Source organism: Salmonella sp. NW645 (assembly GCF_051703725.1).
Classification (GTDB): domain Bacteria; phylum Pseudomonadota; class Gammaproteobacteria; order Enterobacterales; family Enterobacteriaceae; genus Salmonella; species Salmonella enterica.
This window is the reverse complement of the sequence record NZ_JAMMKR010000009.1, coordinates 159,894-178,725: the sequence shown is the minus strand read 5'-3', so window position 1 is coordinate 178,725 and position 18,832 is coordinate 159,894. Positions and strand designations below refer to the sequence as shown.

Below are 18,832 nucleotides of genomic sequence, written 5' to 3'. Positions count from 1 at the left end.
ATGACCCGTCCTGAATAGCGTTGACACGTTCCAGACTTAAATCCGGAGAACGTGATGATGACTGAGTTCAAACGCACCCAACGCGATTATCCTCTATCCTTTAAAATAGCCGTCGTTGAGCAGGTCGAAAAAGGCGAGATGACCTATAAACAGGCCCAGCAGCGATATGGCATTCAGGGGCGCTCCACCGTACTTGTCTGGCTGCGTAAATATGGCCGGCTTGACTGGAGACCCGGACTTCCTGACCTGGTGAAGAGGAAACTGCCTGTGGCTCAGACAACTATCCCGCTGACACCCGAGCAAAGAATCAGGGAACTTGAAGAACAGCTTGAGCTGGCAAACCAGAAAGCTGAGTTTTTTGAGTGCGTTATCAACGTCCTGAAAAATGATTACGGGGTAAGTGTTGTAAAAAAGCGGCCCGGCAAGTCCTCACGCAAAGTCAGGCCCCCAAAATAACAGTTACGCGTGCATGCCAGTTCCTGGGGCACAGCAGACAGGCGTGGTACCAGTACAATACAAGATGTAATAAACGGCAGGAGCATCATGCTCAGGTTCTTGATTTTGTTGCCCGTACCCGGTGCCGTCAGCCGCGAATCGGTACGCGTAAACTGCACTATCTGCTGAACATGCAGGCCGATAACACGCTGAATATCGGACGGGACCGTCTGTTTAATCTGCTGGGTGAATACCGGCTCCTGGTACCCGTGAAACGGGCATATCACAAAACCACCAACAGCCATCATCGCTTTTACCGGCATCCTAATCTGCTGAAACCCGGCCCTGAACAGGTTACCGCCCTTGAGCCAGAGCAGGTCTGGGTCGCCGATATTACTTACCTTCCACTACGCAGCGGCACGGCCTATCTGAGTCTGGTCACTGATGCCTGCTCCAGAAAAATCGTGGGTTACCATGTCGGGGAAAACCTGCAGACAGAAAATGTGGTAAAGGCATTCAGGCAGGCTCTGAGACGGAGAAAAACGACAGGTCCGCTGGTACATCACTCTGACAGAGGACTGCAATACTGTTCGGTACTTTATCAGTCAGTTCATGAGCGAAACGGAATAACCTGTTCAATGACCGATGGTTACGACTGCTACCAGAATGCGCTGGCTGAGAGAATAAACGGGATACTGAAAAATGAGTTTTTACTCTCGCGTCCTGCAGACCTGGCGCAAGCGCGGGAAATAGTAAAAGAGTCCGTGGCAATTTATAACCATGAACGGCCACACCTGGCCCTGAAATACAAAACGCCCGATGATGTTCATCAGGCGTTTTACAGACAAAAAACTGTCAACCTATATCAGGACTAGTCATTAAACCCCCGTCGATTACCGGATGATGACGCAATTTACAAGCGCCTTGTCCGCCTACCGCGAACACAACGCCATCAGGCTAACTATTAGCCGGCGTAAAAAAACCGGGCGCTAAGGCCCGGTTTGTACGGCAGTGAAACGAAGATTAATGCGCGGCTTCCGGCTTGTGCTTTTGCGCACTCTGGAAGCCATACGTCAACGCATTTTTCTCTTTATCCAGCGCGACGGTGACCTGTCCGCCATCAACCAGCGATCCAAACAGCAACTCATTGGCCAGCGGTTTTTTCAGGTTATCCTGAATCACACGCGCCATCGGTCGTGCGCCCATCGCCCGGTCATAGCCCTTTTCCGCCAGCCAGTCGCGCGCTTCCTGACTGACTTCCAGGGAGACGCCTTTCTGATCCAACTGGGCCTGCAACTCGACGATAAACTTATCGACAACCTGATGAATCACCTCGCCAGACAGATGATCGAACCAAATAATGTTGTCGAGACGGTTACGGAACTCCGGCGTAAACACTTTCTTGATCTCGCCCATCGCATCGGTACTGTTGTCCTGATGAATAAGACCAATAGATTTACGTTCGGTTTCTCGCACGCCGGCGTTGGTGGTCATCACCAGCACCACGTTGCGGAAATCCGCCTTACGGCCGTTGTTATCGGTCAGCGTACCGTTATCCATCACCTGCAGCAGCAGGTTAAAGACATCCGGGTGCGCTTTTTCGATCTCATCCAGCAACAGCACCGCATGAGGATGCTTAATCACCGCATCCGTCAGCAGCCCACCCTGGTCGAAACCGACGTATCCCGGAGGCGCGCCGATCAAACGGCTCACCGTATGACGCTCCATATATTCGGACATATCGAAGCGCAACAGCTCAATACCCAACGCTTTTGAAAGCTGTACCGTAACTTCAGTTTTCCCTACGCCAGTTGGCCCGGCGAACAAGAATGAGCCGACAGGTTTATGCTCATGGCCCAGACCCGCACGACTCATCTTAATAGCTTCGGTCAGCGCCTCAATCGCGTTATCCTGGCCGAAGACCAGCATTTTCAGACGATCGCCCAAGTTCTTCAGCGTATCGCGATCGCTCTGCGAGACGCTCTTTTCAGGAATTCGCGCAATTCGCGCCACTACGGACTCAATATCCGCCACGTTGACCGTTTTCTTACGTTTGCTCACCGGCATCAGACGCGCCCGCGCGCCCGCTTCGTCAATCACGTCAATGGCTTTATCCGGCAGATGGCGGTCATTGATATATTTTACCGCCAGCTCGACCGCCGCACGCACCGCTTTCGCGGTATAACGCACGTCGTGGTGCGCTTCGTACTTAGGTTTCAAGCCGTTGATAATTTGCACCGTCTCTTCTACCGAAGGCTCGGTAATATCAATTTTCTGGAAACGGCGCGCTAATGCGCGGTCTTTCTCAAAAATATTGCTGAACTCCTGATAGGTCGTTGAGCCGATCACCCGGATCTTGCCGCTGGAAAGCAGCGGTTTAATCAGATTTGCCGCATCCACCTGTCCGCCCGACGCCGCGCCAGCGCCGATAATGGTATGGATTTCATCGATAAACAGGATGCTGTTGGTATCCTGCTCAAGCTGTTTCAGCAACGCCTTAAACCGTTTTTCAAAATCGCCGCGGTATTTGGTGCCCGCCAGTAGCGAACCGATATCCAGCGAGTAAATGGTGCAATCGGCCATTACTTCCGGCACATCGCCCTGCACGATACGCCAGGCCAGCCCTTCGGCAATCGCCGTTTTGCCGACGCCGGATTCCCCCACCAGCAGCGGGTTATTTTTACGGCGACGACACAAGACCTGGATCGCGCGTTCCAATTCTTTTTCACGACCAATCAGCGGATCGATGCCGCCCACGCGAGCAAGTTGGTTAAGATTCGTCGTGAAGTTTTCCATACGTTCCTCCCCACCAGCTTGTTCGTCGCCAGTTGGCTGATTGCCGAGATCGGAAGATTGGCTCGGTTCGTCTTTTCGCGTCCCGTGAGAAATAAAGTTCACGATATCCAGACGGCTCACTTCATGCTTACGCAGCAGATAAGCCGCCTGTGATTCCTGTTCGCTAAAGATAGCCACCAGCACATTCGCGCCAGTCACTTCACTACGCCCGGAAGACTGAACGTGGAAGACGGCACGTTGCAGGACACGCTGGAAACTTAACGTCGGCTGCGTATCACGCTCTTCTTCACTGGCAGGCAGTACGGGTGTGGTTTGTTCAATGAAGGCTTCGAGTTCCTGACGGAGCGCCACCAGATCCACGGAGCATGCTTCCAGCGCTTCGCGAGCCGATGGGTTGCTGAGCAGCGCCAGCAACAGATGCTCGACGGTCATAAACTCATGACGGTGCTCGCGCGCTCTGGCGAAAGCCATGTTTAAACTGAGTTCCAGTTCTTGATTGAGCATAGGCACCTCCCCCAATTTTTATACCTGCATTCAGGCTTTTTCCAGCGTACACAGCAACGGATGCTCGTTCTCCCTTGCATACTTGTTCACCATCGCCACTTTGGTTTCCGCCACCTCGGCGGTGAACACGCCGCAGATGGCTTTGCCTTGATAGTGAACCGCAAGCATCAATTGCGTTGCACGTTCTACATCATAAGAAAAGAATTTTTGTAACACGTCAATAACAAACTCCATCGGAGTGTAATCATCATTGACTAATATCACTTTATACATAGATGGCGGTTTTAGCGCGTCGCGCACGCTATCTTCCACCAGCTGGTCAAAATCCAGCCAATCGTTCGTCTTACCCATCGTCAGTCGTCATTATCGGTTACGGTTGTCGGCAGGAAAATCTGCCGCTGACCAGAGTCTATGCACACAATCAATCTACCTCAATTGATAGATAACTAACATCTATCAGTACCATCCGCGACATCTGTCACATTCCCGGCAATAGCGTTAACTGCTTCAAATTTTTGATTCATTTTTACCCGATCCCCCCTGCCTGATGCTTGACGCCTCGCCTGATTTCTCTAAATTGTAATGTCGAGAGTTGGTGAGGTTTTGAACAGCCCCCACTCCGTCACCGGTTCATTCCATCTTACTTATATAAGATTTACGAAGGATGTCGAAGCATGGAAACGGGTACTGTAAAGTGGTTCAATAATGCCAAAGGGTTTGGTTTCATCTGCCCTGAAGGCGGCGGCGAGGATATTTTCGCCCATTATTCCACCATTCAAATGGATGGTTACAGAACGCTTAAAGCCGGACAGTCTGTCCGGTTTGATGTACACCAGGGGCCAAAAGGCAATCACGCCAGCGTCATCGTGCCCATCGAAGCAGAGGCCGTTGCATAGCTCCTCTGTCTCATTGTGTACATCCAGGAGGCAAAATGCCAGCCCGATCGGCTGGCATTTTTATTTAACGCCAGTTCCTGATAGCGACACTGTTACATCTTATCAGGCCGACAAATGACGTCAGCAAGATTACTCCCTTGCCAGCGCATCCACCGGGTCCAGTCGCGCCGCGTTTCTCGCCGGTAGCCAACCAAACAGTATCCCAGTAAACGTCGAACATAAAAACGCGCTCGCCAGCGCAGTCAGTGAAAAACCGATCTCCCAGCCGGGCAGGAAAAGCTGTAGCATAAATGCGATGAACATCGACAAGCTAATCCCCAGCGCTCCCCCAACCAGGCAAACCAGCACCGCTTCAATAAGAAACTGCTGTAGCACATCGCTGGCGCGCGCGCCTACCGCCATACGGATGCCGATTTCACGCGTTCGCTCGGTGACGGAAACCAGCATAATATTCATAACGCCGATGCCGCCGACAACCAGCGAAATGACGGCCACCAGCGTCAGAAATAACTGAAGAGTATAGGTGGTTTTTTCAGCCGTTTTCAGGACGCTGTCCATATTCCAGGTAAAGAAGTCTTTTTTACCGTGGCGTAAGGTGAGCAGGCGGGTAAGCTGCTGTTCAGCCTGATCGCTATCAACGCCATCTTTCACACGAACGGTGATCGAGTTAAGCCATGACTGACCCATTATGCGATCTGACATCGTGCTATAGGGCAACCAAACTTGCAACAGATTGCTATTGCCGTACATGGACGGTTTCTCTTCCGCCACGCCAATAACAATAACCGGCATATTACCCACCAGCACCACTTCCCCTACGACATTCGCTTTATTTGGAAATAGCTGGCGTCGCGTGTTGGCATCCAGCACCACCACCTGTGCGCGATCCTGTTGCTGTACAGCATTGAAGGTGTTCCCCTCCCTAAAGGACATGCCGTAAACGTTAAAATAATCGCCACTGACGCCATTAGCATTTACGGCAATATCAATATTGCCATAGCGAAGACGTAGGCTCTTTGAAACACTGGGCGTCGCAGAGTTAACCCACGGCTGTTTCTGAATAGCCACCAGATCGTCATATTTCAGCGCCTGTCGATACTGCGGGTTGTCGTCGCCAAAATCTTTGCCTGGATGAATATCAATCGTGTTAGTGCCCATAGCGCGGATATCCGCCAGTACCATCTGTTTTGCGGCGTCGCCGACCACCACAATCGACACCACCGACGCAATACCGATAATAATTCCCAGCATGGTCAGTAAAGTACGCATTTTGTTAGCGGCCATCGCTAACCACGCCATCGACAGCGCTTCGCGAAGGCTGCTGGCAAATTGCCGCCAGCCGGGAGCCGTATTAACTACGGCAACGTCAACGCCCTGTTCGCGTTTCTTTTCCTGCGCGGGCGGATTATGGACAATCTTGCCATCGTGAATTTCAATAATCCGCTCCGCCTGGGCGGCAATCAGCGGATCGTGCGTCACAATGATCACCGTATGTCCGCGATCGCGCAGTTGGCGCAAAATCGCCATCACCTCTTCGCCGGAATGGCTATCCAGCGCGCCGGTCGGCTCATCCGCCAGAATCACCTGTCCGCCGTTCATCAGCGCGCGGGCAATGCTGACACGCTGCTGCTGTCCGCCAGAAAGCTGTGAAGGTGGGTAATCGACGCGATCGCTTAATCCCAGCCGCAAAAGCAACTCTCTGGCGCGCGCCTGGCGTTTTTTGCGTTCAATGCCGGCGTAGACGGCGGGGATTTCAACATTTTGCGCTGCCGTTAAATGCGACAACAGATGGTATCGCTGAAAGATAAAGCCAAAATGCTCACGCCGCAGCTGCGCCAGCGCGTCCGGGTCCAGCGTAGAGACGTCCCGCCCCGCCACCCGATAAGTGCCGCTGGTCGGTTTATCCAGGCACCCGAGGATATTCATCAGCGTTGATTTTCCAGAACCGGAAACGCCGACGATCGCCACCATCTCCCCGGCGTGGATTTGCAGGGAGATATCTTTTAACACCGCCACCTGCTCTTCTCCGGAGGGGTAGCTGCGACTCACATTGCGCAGTTCAAGCAATGCCGTCATGGCGTCGCTCCTGGCCTGCTCTCGCCGATGATCACCTCATCGCCCGCTTCCAGACCTTTAACCACTTCCACGTCTGTATCGTTACGCTCGCCAATGACCACTTCGCGCTCACGTTTTTCGCCGTTACGCAACAGCGCCACTTTATAACGATTGCCGCCCACCGGTTCGCCAAGCGCGGCGAGAGGAATAATCAGCACATTTTTGACATCCATGAGTTGAATATAAACCTGTGCGGTCATATCAAGACGCAAGATTCTTTTGGGATTCGGCACTTCAAACCGGGCGTAATAAAAAATAGCGTCGTTGACCTTTTCCGGCGTCGGCAGAATATCTTTTAAAACGCCTTCATAGCGCGTTTGCGGATCGCCTGCAATGGTGAACCATGCTTTCTGCCCCGCCCGAAGATGGATCACGTCCGCTTCCGAGACCTGCGCTTTTACCAGCATGGTGCTCATATCCGCCAGCGTCAGAATATTGGGCGCCTGCTGAGCTGCAATCACCGTTTGTCCTTGCAGGGTAGTGATTTGCGTCACTTCCCCCGCCATGGGGGCAACAATACGGGTATATTCCAGGTTGGTTTTCGCGGTGTCCAACGAGGCCCGATTACGTTTGATCTGGGCATCTATGGTGCCAATACGCGCCTGTTTAACCGCCATCTCCGTCGCCGCGGTATCCAGATCCTGTTGCGATACCGCCTGAGTCTTAGCTAACTGCTGCTGGCGCGCCAGCGTAACCCGCGCCAGCTTTAACTCAGCGGCTGCCTGCTGACGCTCCGCGTTCAGCTCCATCAGGGTGGCCTCGACCTCTTTTATCTGGTTCTCCGCCTGATCTGGGTCAATCACGCCGAGTAGCTGATCTTTTTTAACGTTATCTCCAATGGAGACCAGCAGCGTTTTCAACTGGCCGCTCACCTGCGCGCCGACATCCACTTTACGCAACGCGTCCAGTTTTCCAGTCGCCAGTACACTCTGTTCAAGATCGCCTGGCCGCACGATTAATGTCTGATAAGTTGGCAGCGGCGCATTTATCATTCGCCAGCTAACCATCCCCCCCACTAAAAGAATTAAAATAATGGCCAGATAACGCTTTTTAAATTTCTTTCCCTTAGCACGCATAGAAACCCTGACGGCAAAATTTTAACCAGAAAGTAAACCGTATCTAAACAAACCTGACACAATAAAGATAGCGTCGGCTGTATTGACGATTGGTTAATGTTTCCTGTGGTTCAATCTCGACAATCTTATGTCGCGGATTACGATCATGACACAGCTTACAGATAATACCTGGTACACTTCAGATCACATCTCTCCTTTACAATTATTTATTCGTCTGACGCGCGGGCAATTACAGCCAGGAAAATTCTGGCGTAAAGCCAGCTTTCGTCGCAAGTTTTTAATCCGCTCATTAGTCATGCCGCGTGCGACCAGCCAATTACTGACCAATCTCACCCAATGGCCGGAGTTAAATACGTTACTTGCTCGTCAGCCGCGTTTGCCTATTCGGCTACATCGTCCTTATATGGCTGTAAATATTAAACGCGATTTCGCCTTAGACGCTCTGTGTTTTCATTATCAACAGATGCGCCAACTTTTATCGCGGGAACAACAAGTTAGCTATTTAAGTCAGTATGGCCTGAATCTTGCTAAATTTGAAACTAAAACCGGCGAGTTGTTTCAACTTGATTTAGTCAGTCTGGTCTCACTGGATAAAGAAGGTGAAAGCACTATTGTTGTTCGCGACGCACAGTTACGTATTCTGGCAGAGATCACATTTACCCTGTGTCGCTTTAACCAACAACGCACACTATTTATCGGCGGATTACAGGGCGCGGCAAACGACGTCCCTCACGAAATTATCCAGCAGGCGACCAAAGCCTGCCATGGTCTTTTTCCCAAACGCATCGTGATGGAGGCTCTCTGTCAGTTTGCGCAAGTCTTTCAGGCGGAGCAGATTATAGCCGTGAGTAACGATGCGCACGTTTACCGTAGCTGGCGATACATGGATAAAAAGACGCAAATGCATGCCGACTATGACGCGTTTTGGGAATCGTTAGGCGGTGAAAGAATTAAAGGGAATTACTATACGCTACCGCTGGCGATCGCCCGAAAAAGCGAAGCGGAGATCGCCAGTAAAAAACGGGCCGAGTATCGCCGCCGCTATGCTTTACTCGATAGCGTTGTCGAACAGGTTCCGGCCACATTCAAACGCTAATCCGCCCGGCCCCGCGCCAGCCAAACCACGCGCGAGAACATCTTTCTGAACAGCGGCGGCACGGCGTCAATTCCCCGCCGCCCGGCTTCCATCGCGACTTCAATCGCCAAATCCGGCTTTGACGAGCGGTGGATAGCTTTAGTGATAATTTTCCGGGTATTCATCGGTACATTAGGCGGAAGCTGCGCAACCCGGTGAAAAACATCGGCAAAGCCCTGACGATACATAAAATGTTCCATATCCAGCGCAGGCAGCGCCGTGAGATGTTCGCGTTCTTCTTCCCGATCGTTATTAAGCAGACTGCGGACCGTCGCGGCATATTTTTTCCCCGCTTCGTCGCCATCCACCAGGACATGCCACTCGATTCCCATACGGCGGGCGAACTTCACCAGCGGTTTCAGACCGGACTGAGCAAACTCAATGACTTTAATGCCCTCCGCATCAAAATGATGTCCACACTGACGCGCCAGCTCATTAATAACCCAGGTTTCCGTCTCGCCTTCCACCAGTAGCCAGCAACGCGCAAACAGCGACGACGCGCGATTAAAGCGGATATGAAAGGCGATGCGCCGTCCATCTTCCGCGCTTAACCCGCCCGGGCCCAAACGCCAGGCGGCGACGCGGGAAGATTCGCGCACCAGCCGTACGACATGCTCCACCGGCGTTAGCGAGAGCAATTCGCCTGAGTTAGTCGTCGCTATCCGCTGTAGCGGTAACAGATTGAGCAATTGCCAGGCGACTGAAAGCATAATGGGATGTAAACGGGTTTCCGGATCTTCCACCAGAAGTAATGGTCGCGCGTCTTTATGTAACCGCAGCGTCCCTTTCGCCTGTAACAGCGTGGAGAAAAGCCCCAGCAGGATCACCCGATGCGACCGGCTGCCCGGTTTGTCGATCATCCGATTAATAATATCCAGATAGCGCCAGCTACGCTGCTCATTTTGCGAACGCCGGCGCATGAGTCGGTGACGCGCCTGTCCTGCGCCCTGCTCTGAGAAATAGTGTTCAAGCAGTTGCACCATCGCGGACAGTCCCTGACGAATCTGCCCGTCGGTTAAATTTTGCGGCCGGGTCGCCAGCTCACGCGCCAGAAAATCCAGCTGTCGGGCCGTGACTTCAACATCCGGCACATTGGGCACCGTACCGTTGCGAATACGTCGCATAAAGCGCGCATCGCGCAAACGTAGCACTGGCATCAGACGAACCAGATGGCGCACCTGATCGTTAATATTTTCCACCGGCAATGGCTGCCCATCGCTATTAAGAAAACTGCGTAGCGTCATCACGCTGCCATCAGCGCCGCACTCTCCCTCTAGCCGATAAAAAATACGGTGAAAATCATCCTCGCAAGGCGACCAGCATGCTTCCAGCGCTCGATAACGACGTACCCGATGCCGCCCTGGCTGCGTTTCGCGAAAAGTCAGAATAATATGCAGGTGATGCTCGCGTCCTTTTATGTCGCCAGGCGGAAACCAGAAATCCTCACGGACAAAATGGTAGAGATCGAGTTCCGGCGACAATAACAGAGTCAGCGCATCCAGCAGGCTGGATTTGCCCCAGGCGTTTTCCCCAATCAGCACGTTGTTTTGTTCCAGCATCAACGACAGTCGGTTGATACCGCGAAATCCCACTATTTCAACGCGTTCGAGAATCATGCTTCCTCCAGAAAAGCGTCACCACTCCATTAAACTCACCGCAGTATAACGGCAAATGCTTCCGCCTGGCGTGATATTCCCTCCTTTGCCTGAGGCAACTGTATGATAAATGTACGGCTGACGGTGTCGCTTTACTGATAGTCTGGAATTCGGTAGTGTCATGTACGCTATTCAAACAATAAAAAAGGGCCCGGCTGTTCATGTTTTCAGGACTTTTAATCATTCTGGTTCCACTGATTGTGGGCTATCTCATTCCACTGCGACATAAAGCCGCATTACAACTTATTAACCGGCTACTGAGCTGGATCGTGTATCTTATTCTCTTTTTTATGGGAATAAGCCTGGCGTTTTTGGATAACCTCGCCAGTAATCTGGTGGCGATTTTTCATTATTCCGCTGTCAGTATTACGATTATTTTATTGTGTAATATCGCTGCCTTATTGTGGCTGGAACGTATCCTCCCGTGGCGTCACCATCATCAGCAGGAAAAACTGCCTTCGCGTATTGCCATGGCGCTGGAGTCGCTGCAACTGTGCGGCGTAGTGGTATTGGGGTTTGTTATCGGCCTGAGCGGACTCTCTGTTTTACAGCACGCCACCGAAGCCAGTGAATATACGCTGATCTTTTTATTGTTCCTGGTGGGGATTCAGCTACGAAATAGCGGCATGACCTTAAAGCAAATTGTGCTTAACCGCCGGGGAATGATGGTCGCGGTCGTTGTCGTGGCAAGCTCATTACTGGGCGGCGTGATTAATGCGTTTATCCTGGGCTTACCGCTAAAAACCGCCCTGGCGATGGCGTCAGGTTTCGGCTGGTACTCTCTTTCCGGTATTTTGCTGACGGAGTCGTTTGGACCGGTTATCGGCAGCGCGGCATTTTTTAACGATCTGGCCCGCGAACTCTTAGCCATTATGCTTATTCCCGGCCTGGTTCGCCGCAGCCGTTCAACGGCGTTGGGCCTGTGCGGAGCGACCTCAATGGACTTTACGTTGCCGGTATTACAGCGCTCCGGCGGCGTAGAGATTGTTCCGGCGGCTATCGTACATGGCTTTATCCTCAGCCTGCTGGTCCCCCTCTTAATGGCGTTCTTCTCGGCCTGATACCTCTTTGGCGGTAGGCATCTGCCGCCAAAATTGCGCTAAATCAATCTCCTTGCACATTATGGCAGAAATCCCTTTTATCCCTTTGTTCACAGGCATAACCTTAAACATGTATATTAAATATAACTTTAAAAGGTGTGACCATGTTTTGTGTGCAATGTGAACAAACCATCCGTACACCAGCCGGAAACGGCTGCTCCTACGCGCAGGGAATGTGCGGTAAAACAGCTGAAACGTCCGATCTGCAAGATCTGCTGATTGCGGCTTTGCAAGGTTTGTCTGCCTGGGCGGTGAAGGCCCGTGAATATGGCATCATTAATCACGACGTTGATAACTTTGCGCCGCGCGCGTTTTTCTCCACGCTGACCAATGTTAACTTCGACTCTCCGCGTATCGTCGGCTACGCCCGTGAAGCGATTGCCTTGCGTGAAGCGTTGAAAGCGCAGTGCCTGAGCGTGGATGCCAATGCGCATTGCGAAAATCCGATGGCCGATCTGCAACTGGTTAGCGACGATCTGGGCGAACTGCAACGTCAGGCGGCGGAATTTACCCCGAATAAAGACAAAGCCGCCATTGGCGAGAATATCCTCGGCCTGCGTCTGCTGTGCCTGTACGGTCTGAAAGGCGCGGCGGCGTATATGGAGCACGCGCATGTTCTCGGTCAATACGACAACGACATTTACGCGCAGTACCACAAAATCATGGCCTGGCTCGGCACCTGGCCTGCTGATATGAACGCGCTGCTGGAGTGCGCAATGGAAATCGGCCAGATGAACTTCAAAGTGATGAGCATTCTGGATGCCGGTGAAACCACCAAATACGGTCACCCAACGCCGACTCAGGTCAACGTCAAAGCGACTGAAGGCAAGTGCATTCTGATCTCCGGTCACGATCTGAAAGATCTCTACAACCTGCTGGAGCAGACCGAAGGCACCGGTGTTAACGTCTACACTCACGGTGAAATGCTGCCCGCACATGGCTATCCGGAACTGCGTAAATTCAAGCATCTGGTCGGTAACTACGGCAGCGGCTGGCAGAATCAGCAGGTCGAGTTCGCCCGCTTCCCTGGCCCAATCGTGATGACCTCTAACTGCATTATCGACCCGACCGTGGGCAGCTATGACGACCGTATCTGGACCCGTAGCATCGTCGGCTGGCCGGGCGTTAGCCATCTTGAAGGTGATGACTTCGGGCCGGTCATTGCCCAGGCGCAGCAGATGGCGGGCTTCCCGTATAGCGAAATTCCGCATCTCATCACCGTCGGTTTTGGCCGTCAGACCCTGCTCGGCGCTGCCGATACGCTCATCGATCTGGTCAGTCGTGAAAAACTGCGCCACATCTTCCTGGTCGGCGGCTGTGACGGCGCGCGCGGCGAGCGTAACTACTTTACCGATTTCGCCACCAGCGTACCGGATGACTGCCTGATCCTGACTCTGGCGTGCGGTAAATACCGTTTCAACAAACTGGAGTTCGGCGACATCGAAGGGCTGCCGCGTCTGGTCGATGCCGGTCAGTGTAACGATGCTTACTCCGCGATTATCCTGGCGGTGACGCTGGCGGAAAAACTGGGCTGCGGCGTCAACGATCTGCCGCTATCGCTGGTGCTCTCCTGGTTTGAGCAGAAAGCGATCGTGATTCTGCTGACGCTGCTGTCATTAGGCGTGAAAAATATTGTCACCGGGCCGACCGCGCCGGGCTTCTTCACGCCGGATCTGCTGGCTATCCTCAACGAGAAGTTCGGTCTGCGCTCCGTGACCACCGTTGAAGAAGACATGAAGCAATTGCTGAGCGCGTAAGGAGGCCAATGATGACGATGCCAACCTCACAATGTCCCTGGCGAATGCAGGTGCATCACATCCGTCAGGAGACGCCGGATGTATGGACAATTGCGCTATTATGCCATGACTACTACCCTTACCGCGCCGGGCAGTATGCGCTGGTGAGCGTGCGTAATTCAGCGGAAACGCTGCGCGCCTACACCCTTTCGTCTACGCCGGGCGTCAGTGAATATATCACGCTGACCGTTCGTCGGATTGAAGATGGCACGGGTTCACAGTGGTTGACCCATGACATCAAGCGCGGCGATTACATCTGGCTGTCTGATGCAATGGGCGATTTTACCTGTGACGATAAAACAGAAGATAAGTTTCTGCTGCTCGCCGCCGGTTGTGGCGTAACGCCAATCATGTCGATGCGTCGCTGGCTGGCGAAATACCGCCCGCAGGCCGATGTGCAGGTCATCTTTAACGTCCGTTCGCCGGATGATGTGATTTTTGCCGACGAGTGGCAACAGTATCCGGTCACGCTAGTGGCGGAAAATCATGCCACGGAAGGTTTTGTCGCGGGCCGTCTGACCACGGAATTGTTACAGCGCGTACCGGATTTGGCATCGCGCACCATCATGACCTGCGGCCCGGCGCCCTATATGGATTTCGTCGAACAGGGCGTGAAAGCGCTTGGCGTAACGCGCTTCTTTAAAGAGAAGTTCTTCACGCCGGTGGCGGAAACGGCAACCAGCGGCCTGAAATTCACCAAACTACAGCCAGCGCAGGAATTTTATGCCCCGATCGGTACAACGCTGTTGGAGGCGCTGGAGAGTAATAAAGTACCGGTTGCCGCTGCCTGTCGGGCAGGTGTTTGCGGCTGCTGTAAAACCAAAGTCGTTTCCGGCGACTATACGGTGAGCAGCACCATGACGCTGAGCGAGGCGGAGATTGCCGAAGGTTACGTACTGGCCTGCTCCTGCCATCCGCAGGGCGATCTTGTTCTCGCATAATCGGTAAACGTTCCATCGTAGGCCCGGTAAGCGTTAGCGCCACCGGGCGATTTACCACTCGCTTCATCCTTTCGCCCCTCTCTTCGCCAAAGAAAAACGTCATCGTCATCTTCAACTAAACTTGTAACCGTTATCACATTTAAGGAGATGGAGAACCATGAAACAAACCGTTGCTGCTTTTATCGCCAAAACGCTGGAACAGGCTGGCGTAAAACGAATCTGGGGCGTCACTGGCGACTCCCTGAACGGCCTGAGCGATAGTCTTAATCGTATGGGAACCATTGAATGGATGCCAACCCGCCACGAAGAGGTTGCCGCTTTCGCCGCCGGCGCACAAGCGCAGCTTACCGGCGAGCTGGCAGTGTGCGCCGGTTCATGCGGACCGGGCAACCTGCACCTGATCAATGGCCTGTTTGATTGCCACCGTAACCACGTCCCTGTTCTGGCGATCGCCGCCCATATTCCGTCCAGTGAAATCGGCAGCGGTTATTTCCAGGAGACCCACCCGCAGGAGTTGTTCCGTGAATGCAGCCACTATTGCGAGTTGGTTTCCAGCCCGGAGCAGATCCCGCAGGTACTCGCCATCGCCATGCGCAAAGCGGTGCTAAATCGCGGCGTCTCCGTGGTCGTACTTCCGGGTGACGTAGCGCTGAAACCTGCGCCTGAAAACGCCGTCACTCATTGGTACCATGCCCCGCACCCCGTCGTCACGCCGGCGGAAGAAGAGCTGAAAAAACTGGCGCAACTGCTGCGTTACTCCAGCAATATCGCATTGATGTGCGGTAGCGGCTGCGCGGGCGCGCATGAGGAGTTGGTCGCGTTGGCGGCAAAACTAAAAGCGCCAATCGTTCATGCCCTGCGCGGCAAAGAGCACGTTGAGTACGATAATCCTTATGATGTGGGAATGACCGGCCTGATTGGCTTCTCTTCTGGCTTCCACACCATGATGAACGCCGATACGCTGATCCTGCTCGGCACCCAGTTCCCCTACCGCGCCTTTTATCCGAGCGATGCCAAAATCATTCAGATTGACATCAACCCGGGCAGTATTGGCGCGCACAGCAAAGTCGACATGGCGCTGGTGGGCGATATTAAAGCCACGCTTCGCGCCCTGCTGCCGCTGGTGGAAGAAAAAAGCAATCGTAAATTCCTCGATAAAGCTCTGGAGCACTATCGGGACGCCCGTAAGGGACTTGATGACTTAGCCAAACTCAGCGACAAAGCCATCCATCCGCAATATCTGGCGCAACAAATTAGTCATTTCGCCGCTGACGACGCTATTTTTACCTGCGATGTCGGCACGCCGACCGTCTGGGCGGCCCGCTATCTAAAAATGAACGGCAAGCGCCGCTTGCTGGGCTCGTTTAACCACGGGTCAATGGCCAACGCGATGCCGCAGGCGCTCGGCGCTCAGGCCACCGCGCCTGGTCGTCAGGTTATCGCGATGTGCGGTGATGGCGGCTTCAGTATGCTGATGGGCGATTTTCTCTCGGTGGTACAGATGAAGCTGCCGATAAAAATCGTCGTCTTTAATAACAGCGTGCTGGGCTTTGTGGCGATGGAAATGAAAGCTGGCGGCTACCTTACCGACGGTACCGAACTGCACGACACCAATTTCGCGCGTATCGCCGAAGCCTGCGGCATTACCGGTATTCGCGTGGAAAAAGCCGCAGACGTGGACGGAGCGCTACAGCGCGCGTTTTCCATTGACGGCCCGGTACTGGTTGACGTGGTCGTGGCAAAAGAAGAGCTGGCGATCCCGCCGCAGATCAAACTGGAACAAGCGAAAGGCTTTAGCCTGTACATGCTACGCGCCATTATTAGCGGCCGCGGCGATGAAGTGATCGAACTGGCGAAAACGAACTGGCTAAGGTAAAACAGTGCACATCACCTTTTAAAATCCAGGGATGTGCCATGATTGATTTACGCAGTGATACCGTTACCCGACCGGGCCGCGCCATGCTCGAGGCGATGATGACCGCCCCGGTCGGGGACGACGTATACGGCGATGACCCTACCGTTAACGCCCTTCAGCGCTACGCCGCCGACCTTTCCGGTAAAGAAGCGGCGCTTTTTTTACCCACCGGCACCCAGGCCAATCTGGTCGCGCTACTTAGCCATTGTGAACGCGGCGAAGAGTATATCGTTGGTCAGGGCGCGCATAATTATCTCTATGAAGCTGGCGGCGCTGCGGTGCTCGGCAGCATTCAGCCGCAGCCCATCGACGCCGCCGCGGACGGTACGCTGCCGCTGGAGAACGTGGCGGCGAAGATTAAAGCGGATGACATCCACTTCGCGCGTACGCGCTTGCTCAGTCTGGAAAATACGCATAACGGGAAAGTGCTGCCGCGCGCGTATCTGAAAGACGCCTGGACGTTTACCCGCGAACGTGGGCTGGCGCTGCACGTTGACGGCGCCCGAATTTTTAACGCGGTGGTTGCCTACGGCTGTGAGTTAAAAGAGATTACGCAGTATTGCGACTCTTTTACCATCTGCCTGTCAAAAGGTCTCGGAACGCCGGTCGGTTCGCTGCTGGTCGGCAACCGCGATTACATTAAACGCGCGACGCGCTGGCGTAAAATGGTCGGCGGCGGAATGCGTCAGGCCGGGATTCTGGCAGCGGCCGGACTGTATGCGCTGAAGCATAACGTGGCGCGTCTGCAAGAGGATCATGATAACGCCGCCTGGCTGGCGCAGCAGCTTCGGGAAGCGGGCGCGGAGGTCATGCGCCACGAAACGAATATGCTGTTTGTTCGCGTTGGCGAAGCACAGGCCGCCGCGCTTGGCGACTATTTACGGGAACGGAATATCCTGATTAACGCCGCGCCGATTGTGCGTCTGGTGACGCATCTGGATGTCTCTCGCGAACAGCTTGCCGACGTCGTCGCCCACTGGCGCGCCTTTTTAGCCCGCTAAGGAGAGCAACGTGGCGCAACGCATTCTGGTTCTCGGCGCCAGCGGCTATATTGGCCAGCACCTGGTCTTTGCGCTAAGTCAGCAAGGGCATCAGGTGCGGGCGGCGGCGCGGCGCGTCGAACGTCTGGAAAAACAGCGCCTCGCCAACGTCAGTTGTCATAAGGTCGATCTGCACTGGCCGGAAAATTTACCCGCACTGCTTCGCGACATTGATACCGTTTACTATCTGGTACACGGCATGGGCGAAGGCGGCGATTTTATCGCCCATGAGCGTCAGGCGGCGCTCAACGTGCGCGACGCGCTGCGCCAGACGCCGGTTAAACAACTTATTTTCCTCAGTTCATTGCAGGCGCCGACGCATGAGCAATCCGATCACCTGCGCGCCCGCCAGCTTACGGCTGACACACTGCGCGACGCAGGCGTGCCGGTGACGGAATTACGCGCCGGGATCATCGTCGGCGCAGGCTCCGCCGCCTTCGAAGTCATGCGTGACATGGTTTACAACCTGCCAATACTCACGCCGCCGCGCTGGGTGCGTTCGCGCACCACGCCCATCGCTCTGGAAAATTTACTCTACTACCTGGTCGGCTTACTGGACCACCCTGCGCGCGAGCATCGTATTCTGGAAGCCGCCGGGCCGCAGGTATTAAGCTATCAGCAGCAGTTTGAACGTTTTATGGCCGTCAGCGGTAAACGGCGTCCGCTGATCCCGGTGCCTTTTCCGACCCGCTGGATTTCGGTCTGGTTTTTAAACGTCATTACCTCTGTGCCGCCGACTACCGCAAAAGCCTTAATCCAGGGGTTAAGGCACGATTTGCTGGCCGATGACGCCGCGTTAAAAAAGTTGATCCCCCAAACGCTTATCACCTTTGATGACGCCGTTCGCCGCACGCTAAAAGAAGAAGAAAAACTGGTGAACTCCAGCGACTGGGGCTACGACGCGCTGGCCTTCGCCCGCTGGCGTCCCGAATACGGCTATTTTCCAAAGCAGGCGGGCTTTACCGCGCAGACCCCGGCCAGCCTATCGGCGCTCTGGCAGGTCGTAAATCGGCTGGGTGGCAAAGAGGGCTATTTTTTCGGCAATATTTTGTGGCAGACGCGCGCCGCGATGGATCGTCTGGTGGGGCATAAACTGGCGAAAGGCCGCCCGTCGCATACCTTGCTCAAGCCTGGCGATACGGTAGATAGCTGGAAAGTGATCATTGTCGAACCAGAAAAACAGCTCACGCTCTTGTTTGGCATGAAAGCGCCGGGTCTGGGGCGGCTTAGCTTCACGCTGCACGATAAAGGCCGCTACCGCGAAATTGACGTGCGCGCCTGGTGGCATCCACACGGAATGCCGGGCCTGATTTACTGGCTACTGATGATCCCGGCGCACCTGTTTATTTTCCGGGGAATGGCAAGGCGTATTGCCCGACTTGCAGAACAAATCACAGAAAAATGAGAAAAAGTTGCTGTATTCTTTCG

The 18,832-nt window shown here is 53.9% G+C and carries 15 protein-coding genes; 9 read left to right on the top strand and 6 right to left on the bottom strand.

The annotated features are described in order from the left end of the window. Positions 1 to 54 precede the first annotated feature (54 nt). Positions 55 to 1,310, top strand: a protein-coding gene (locus NA389_RS18880) for an IS3-like element ISSen1 family transposase (RefSeq protein ID WP_086013161.1) whose coding sequence is annotated in 2 segments (ribosomal slippage) — positions 55 to 406 and positions 406 to 1,310 — 1,257 coding nt in all. Because the reading frame shifts where the segments join, the coding sequence is not laid out codon by codon here. Positions 1,311 to 1,458: 148 nt separating this feature from the next. Here NA389_RS18880 and clpA read toward each other — a convergent pair. The 3 genes from clpA to NA389_RS18865 all read right to left on the bottom strand — a co-directional run bounded on the left by clpA (position 1,459) and on the right by NA389_RS18865 (position 4,259). Further along, positions 1,459 to 3,735 carry an ATP-dependent Clp protease ATP-binding subunit ClpA gene (clpA, locus tag NA389_RS18875; RefSeq protein ID WP_000934064.1) on the bottom strand — a complete coding sequence of 759 codons (2,277 nt, stop codon included), beginning with the start codon at positions 3,733 to 3,735 and terminating at the stop codon, positions 1,459 to 1,461. A 30-nt stretch (positions 3,736 to 3,765) separates the two neighbouring features. Next, positions 3,766 to 4,086 (bottom strand): ATP-dependent Clp protease adapter ClpS, encoded by a 321-nt coding sequence (gene clpS, locus NA389_RS18870; RefSeq protein ID WP_000520789.1) that lies wholly within the window; start codon positions 4,084 to 4,086, stop codon positions 3,766 to 3,768. 95 nt (positions 4,087 to 4,181) lie between these two features. Then, positions 4,182 to 4,259 (bottom strand): hypothetical protein, encoded by a 78-nt coding sequence (locus NA389_RS18865; protein ID WP_212742690.1) that lies wholly within the window; start codon positions 4,257 to 4,259, stop codon positions 4,182 to 4,184. Between the two features lie 150 nt (positions 4,260 to 4,409). On the opposite strand from NA389_RS18865, the gene cspD reads away from it, so the two are divergent. Beyond that, positions 4,410 to 4,631, top strand: a complete 222-nt coding sequence (gene cspD / locus NA389_RS18860) for a cold shock-like protein CspD (RefSeq protein ID WP_000447499.1) — start codon at positions 4,410 to 4,412, stop codon at positions 4,629 to 4,631. A gap of 129 nt (positions 4,632 to 4,760) precedes the next feature. On the opposite strand, the gene macB is transcribed toward cspD, so the two are convergent. Then, positions 4,761 to 6,707, bottom strand: coding sequence for a macrolide ABC transporter ATP-binding protein/permease MacB (gene macB, locus NA389_RS18855; protein WP_000125900.1), 1,947 nt, complete (start codon positions 6,705 to 6,707; stop codon positions 4,761 to 4,763). After that, positions 6,704 to 7,822 carry a macrolide transporter subunit MacA gene (gene macA / locus NA389_RS18850; protein WP_001201743.1) on the bottom strand — a complete coding sequence of 373 codons (1,119 nt, stop codon included), beginning with the start codon at positions 7,820 to 7,822 and terminating at the stop codon, positions 6,704 to 6,706. Before macA ends, macB begins: the two co-directional genes overlap by 4 nt. A 145-nt stretch (positions 7,823 to 7,967) precedes the next feature. On the opposite strand from macA, the gene NA389_RS18845 reads away from it, so the two are divergent. Next, positions 7,968 to 8,918: a VirK/YbjX family protein gene (locus NA389_RS18845; protein WP_001528818.1), complete on the top strand. Its 951-nt coding sequence runs from the start codon at positions 7,968 to 7,970 to the stop codon at positions 8,916 to 8,918. Here the strand turns inward: NA389_RS18845 and NA389_RS18840 are convergent. Beyond that, entirely contained in the window at positions 8,915 to 10,573 is a 1,659-nt protein-coding gene (locus NA389_RS18840; RefSeq protein WP_000599770.1) for an ATP-dependent endonuclease, read from the bottom strand. The two genes, NA389_RS18845 and NA389_RS18840, sit on opposite strands and share 4 nt — an antisense overlap. Before the next feature lie 200 nt (positions 10,574 to 10,773). On the opposite strand from NA389_RS18840, the gene NA389_RS18835 reads away from it, so the two are divergent. From NA389_RS18835 to NA389_RS18810, 6 genes are all read left to right on the top strand, one after another. Continuing rightward, positions 10,774 to 11,673 carry a lysine exporter LysO family protein gene (locus NA389_RS18835; RefSeq protein WP_000491120.1) on the top strand — a complete coding sequence of 300 codons (900 nt, stop codon included), beginning with the start codon at positions 10,774 to 10,776 and terminating at the stop codon, positions 11,671 to 11,673. A 143-nt stretch (positions 11,674 to 11,816) separates the two neighbouring features. Then, on the top strand, positions 11,817 to 13,469 hold the full coding sequence (gene hcp, locus NA389_RS18830) for a hydroxylamine reductase (protein WP_000458793.1): 1,653 nt from the start codon (positions 11,817 to 11,819) through the stop codon (positions 13,467 to 13,469). 11 nt (positions 13,470 to 13,480) lie between these two features. Continuing rightward, entirely contained in the window at positions 13,481 to 14,449 is a 969-nt protein-coding gene (hcr, locus tag NA389_RS18825) for an NADH oxidoreductase (RefSeq protein ID WP_001538209.1), read from the top strand. Between the two features lie 157 nt (positions 14,450 to 14,606). Next, complete coding sequence (gene poxB / locus NA389_RS18820; protein WP_000815324.1) at positions 14,607 to 16,325, top strand: ubiquinone-dependent pyruvate dehydrogenase; 1,719 nt, start codon at positions 14,607 to 14,609, stop codon at positions 16,323 to 16,325. Positions 16,326 to 16,363: 38 nt separating this feature from the next. Next, on the top strand, positions 16,364 to 17,365 hold the full coding sequence (gene ltaE, locus NA389_RS18815; RefSeq protein WP_000566346.1) for a low-specificity L-threonine aldolase: 1,002 nt from the start codon (positions 16,364 to 16,366) through the stop codon (positions 17,363 to 17,365). Between the two features lie 10 nt (positions 17,366 to 17,375). Beyond that, on the top strand, positions 17,376 to 18,809 hold the full coding sequence (locus NA389_RS18810) for an SDR family oxidoreductase (RefSeq protein ID WP_000079017.1): 1,434 nt from the start codon (positions 17,376 to 17,378) through the stop codon (positions 18,807 to 18,809). Positions 18,810 to 18,832 lie beyond the last annotated feature (23 nt).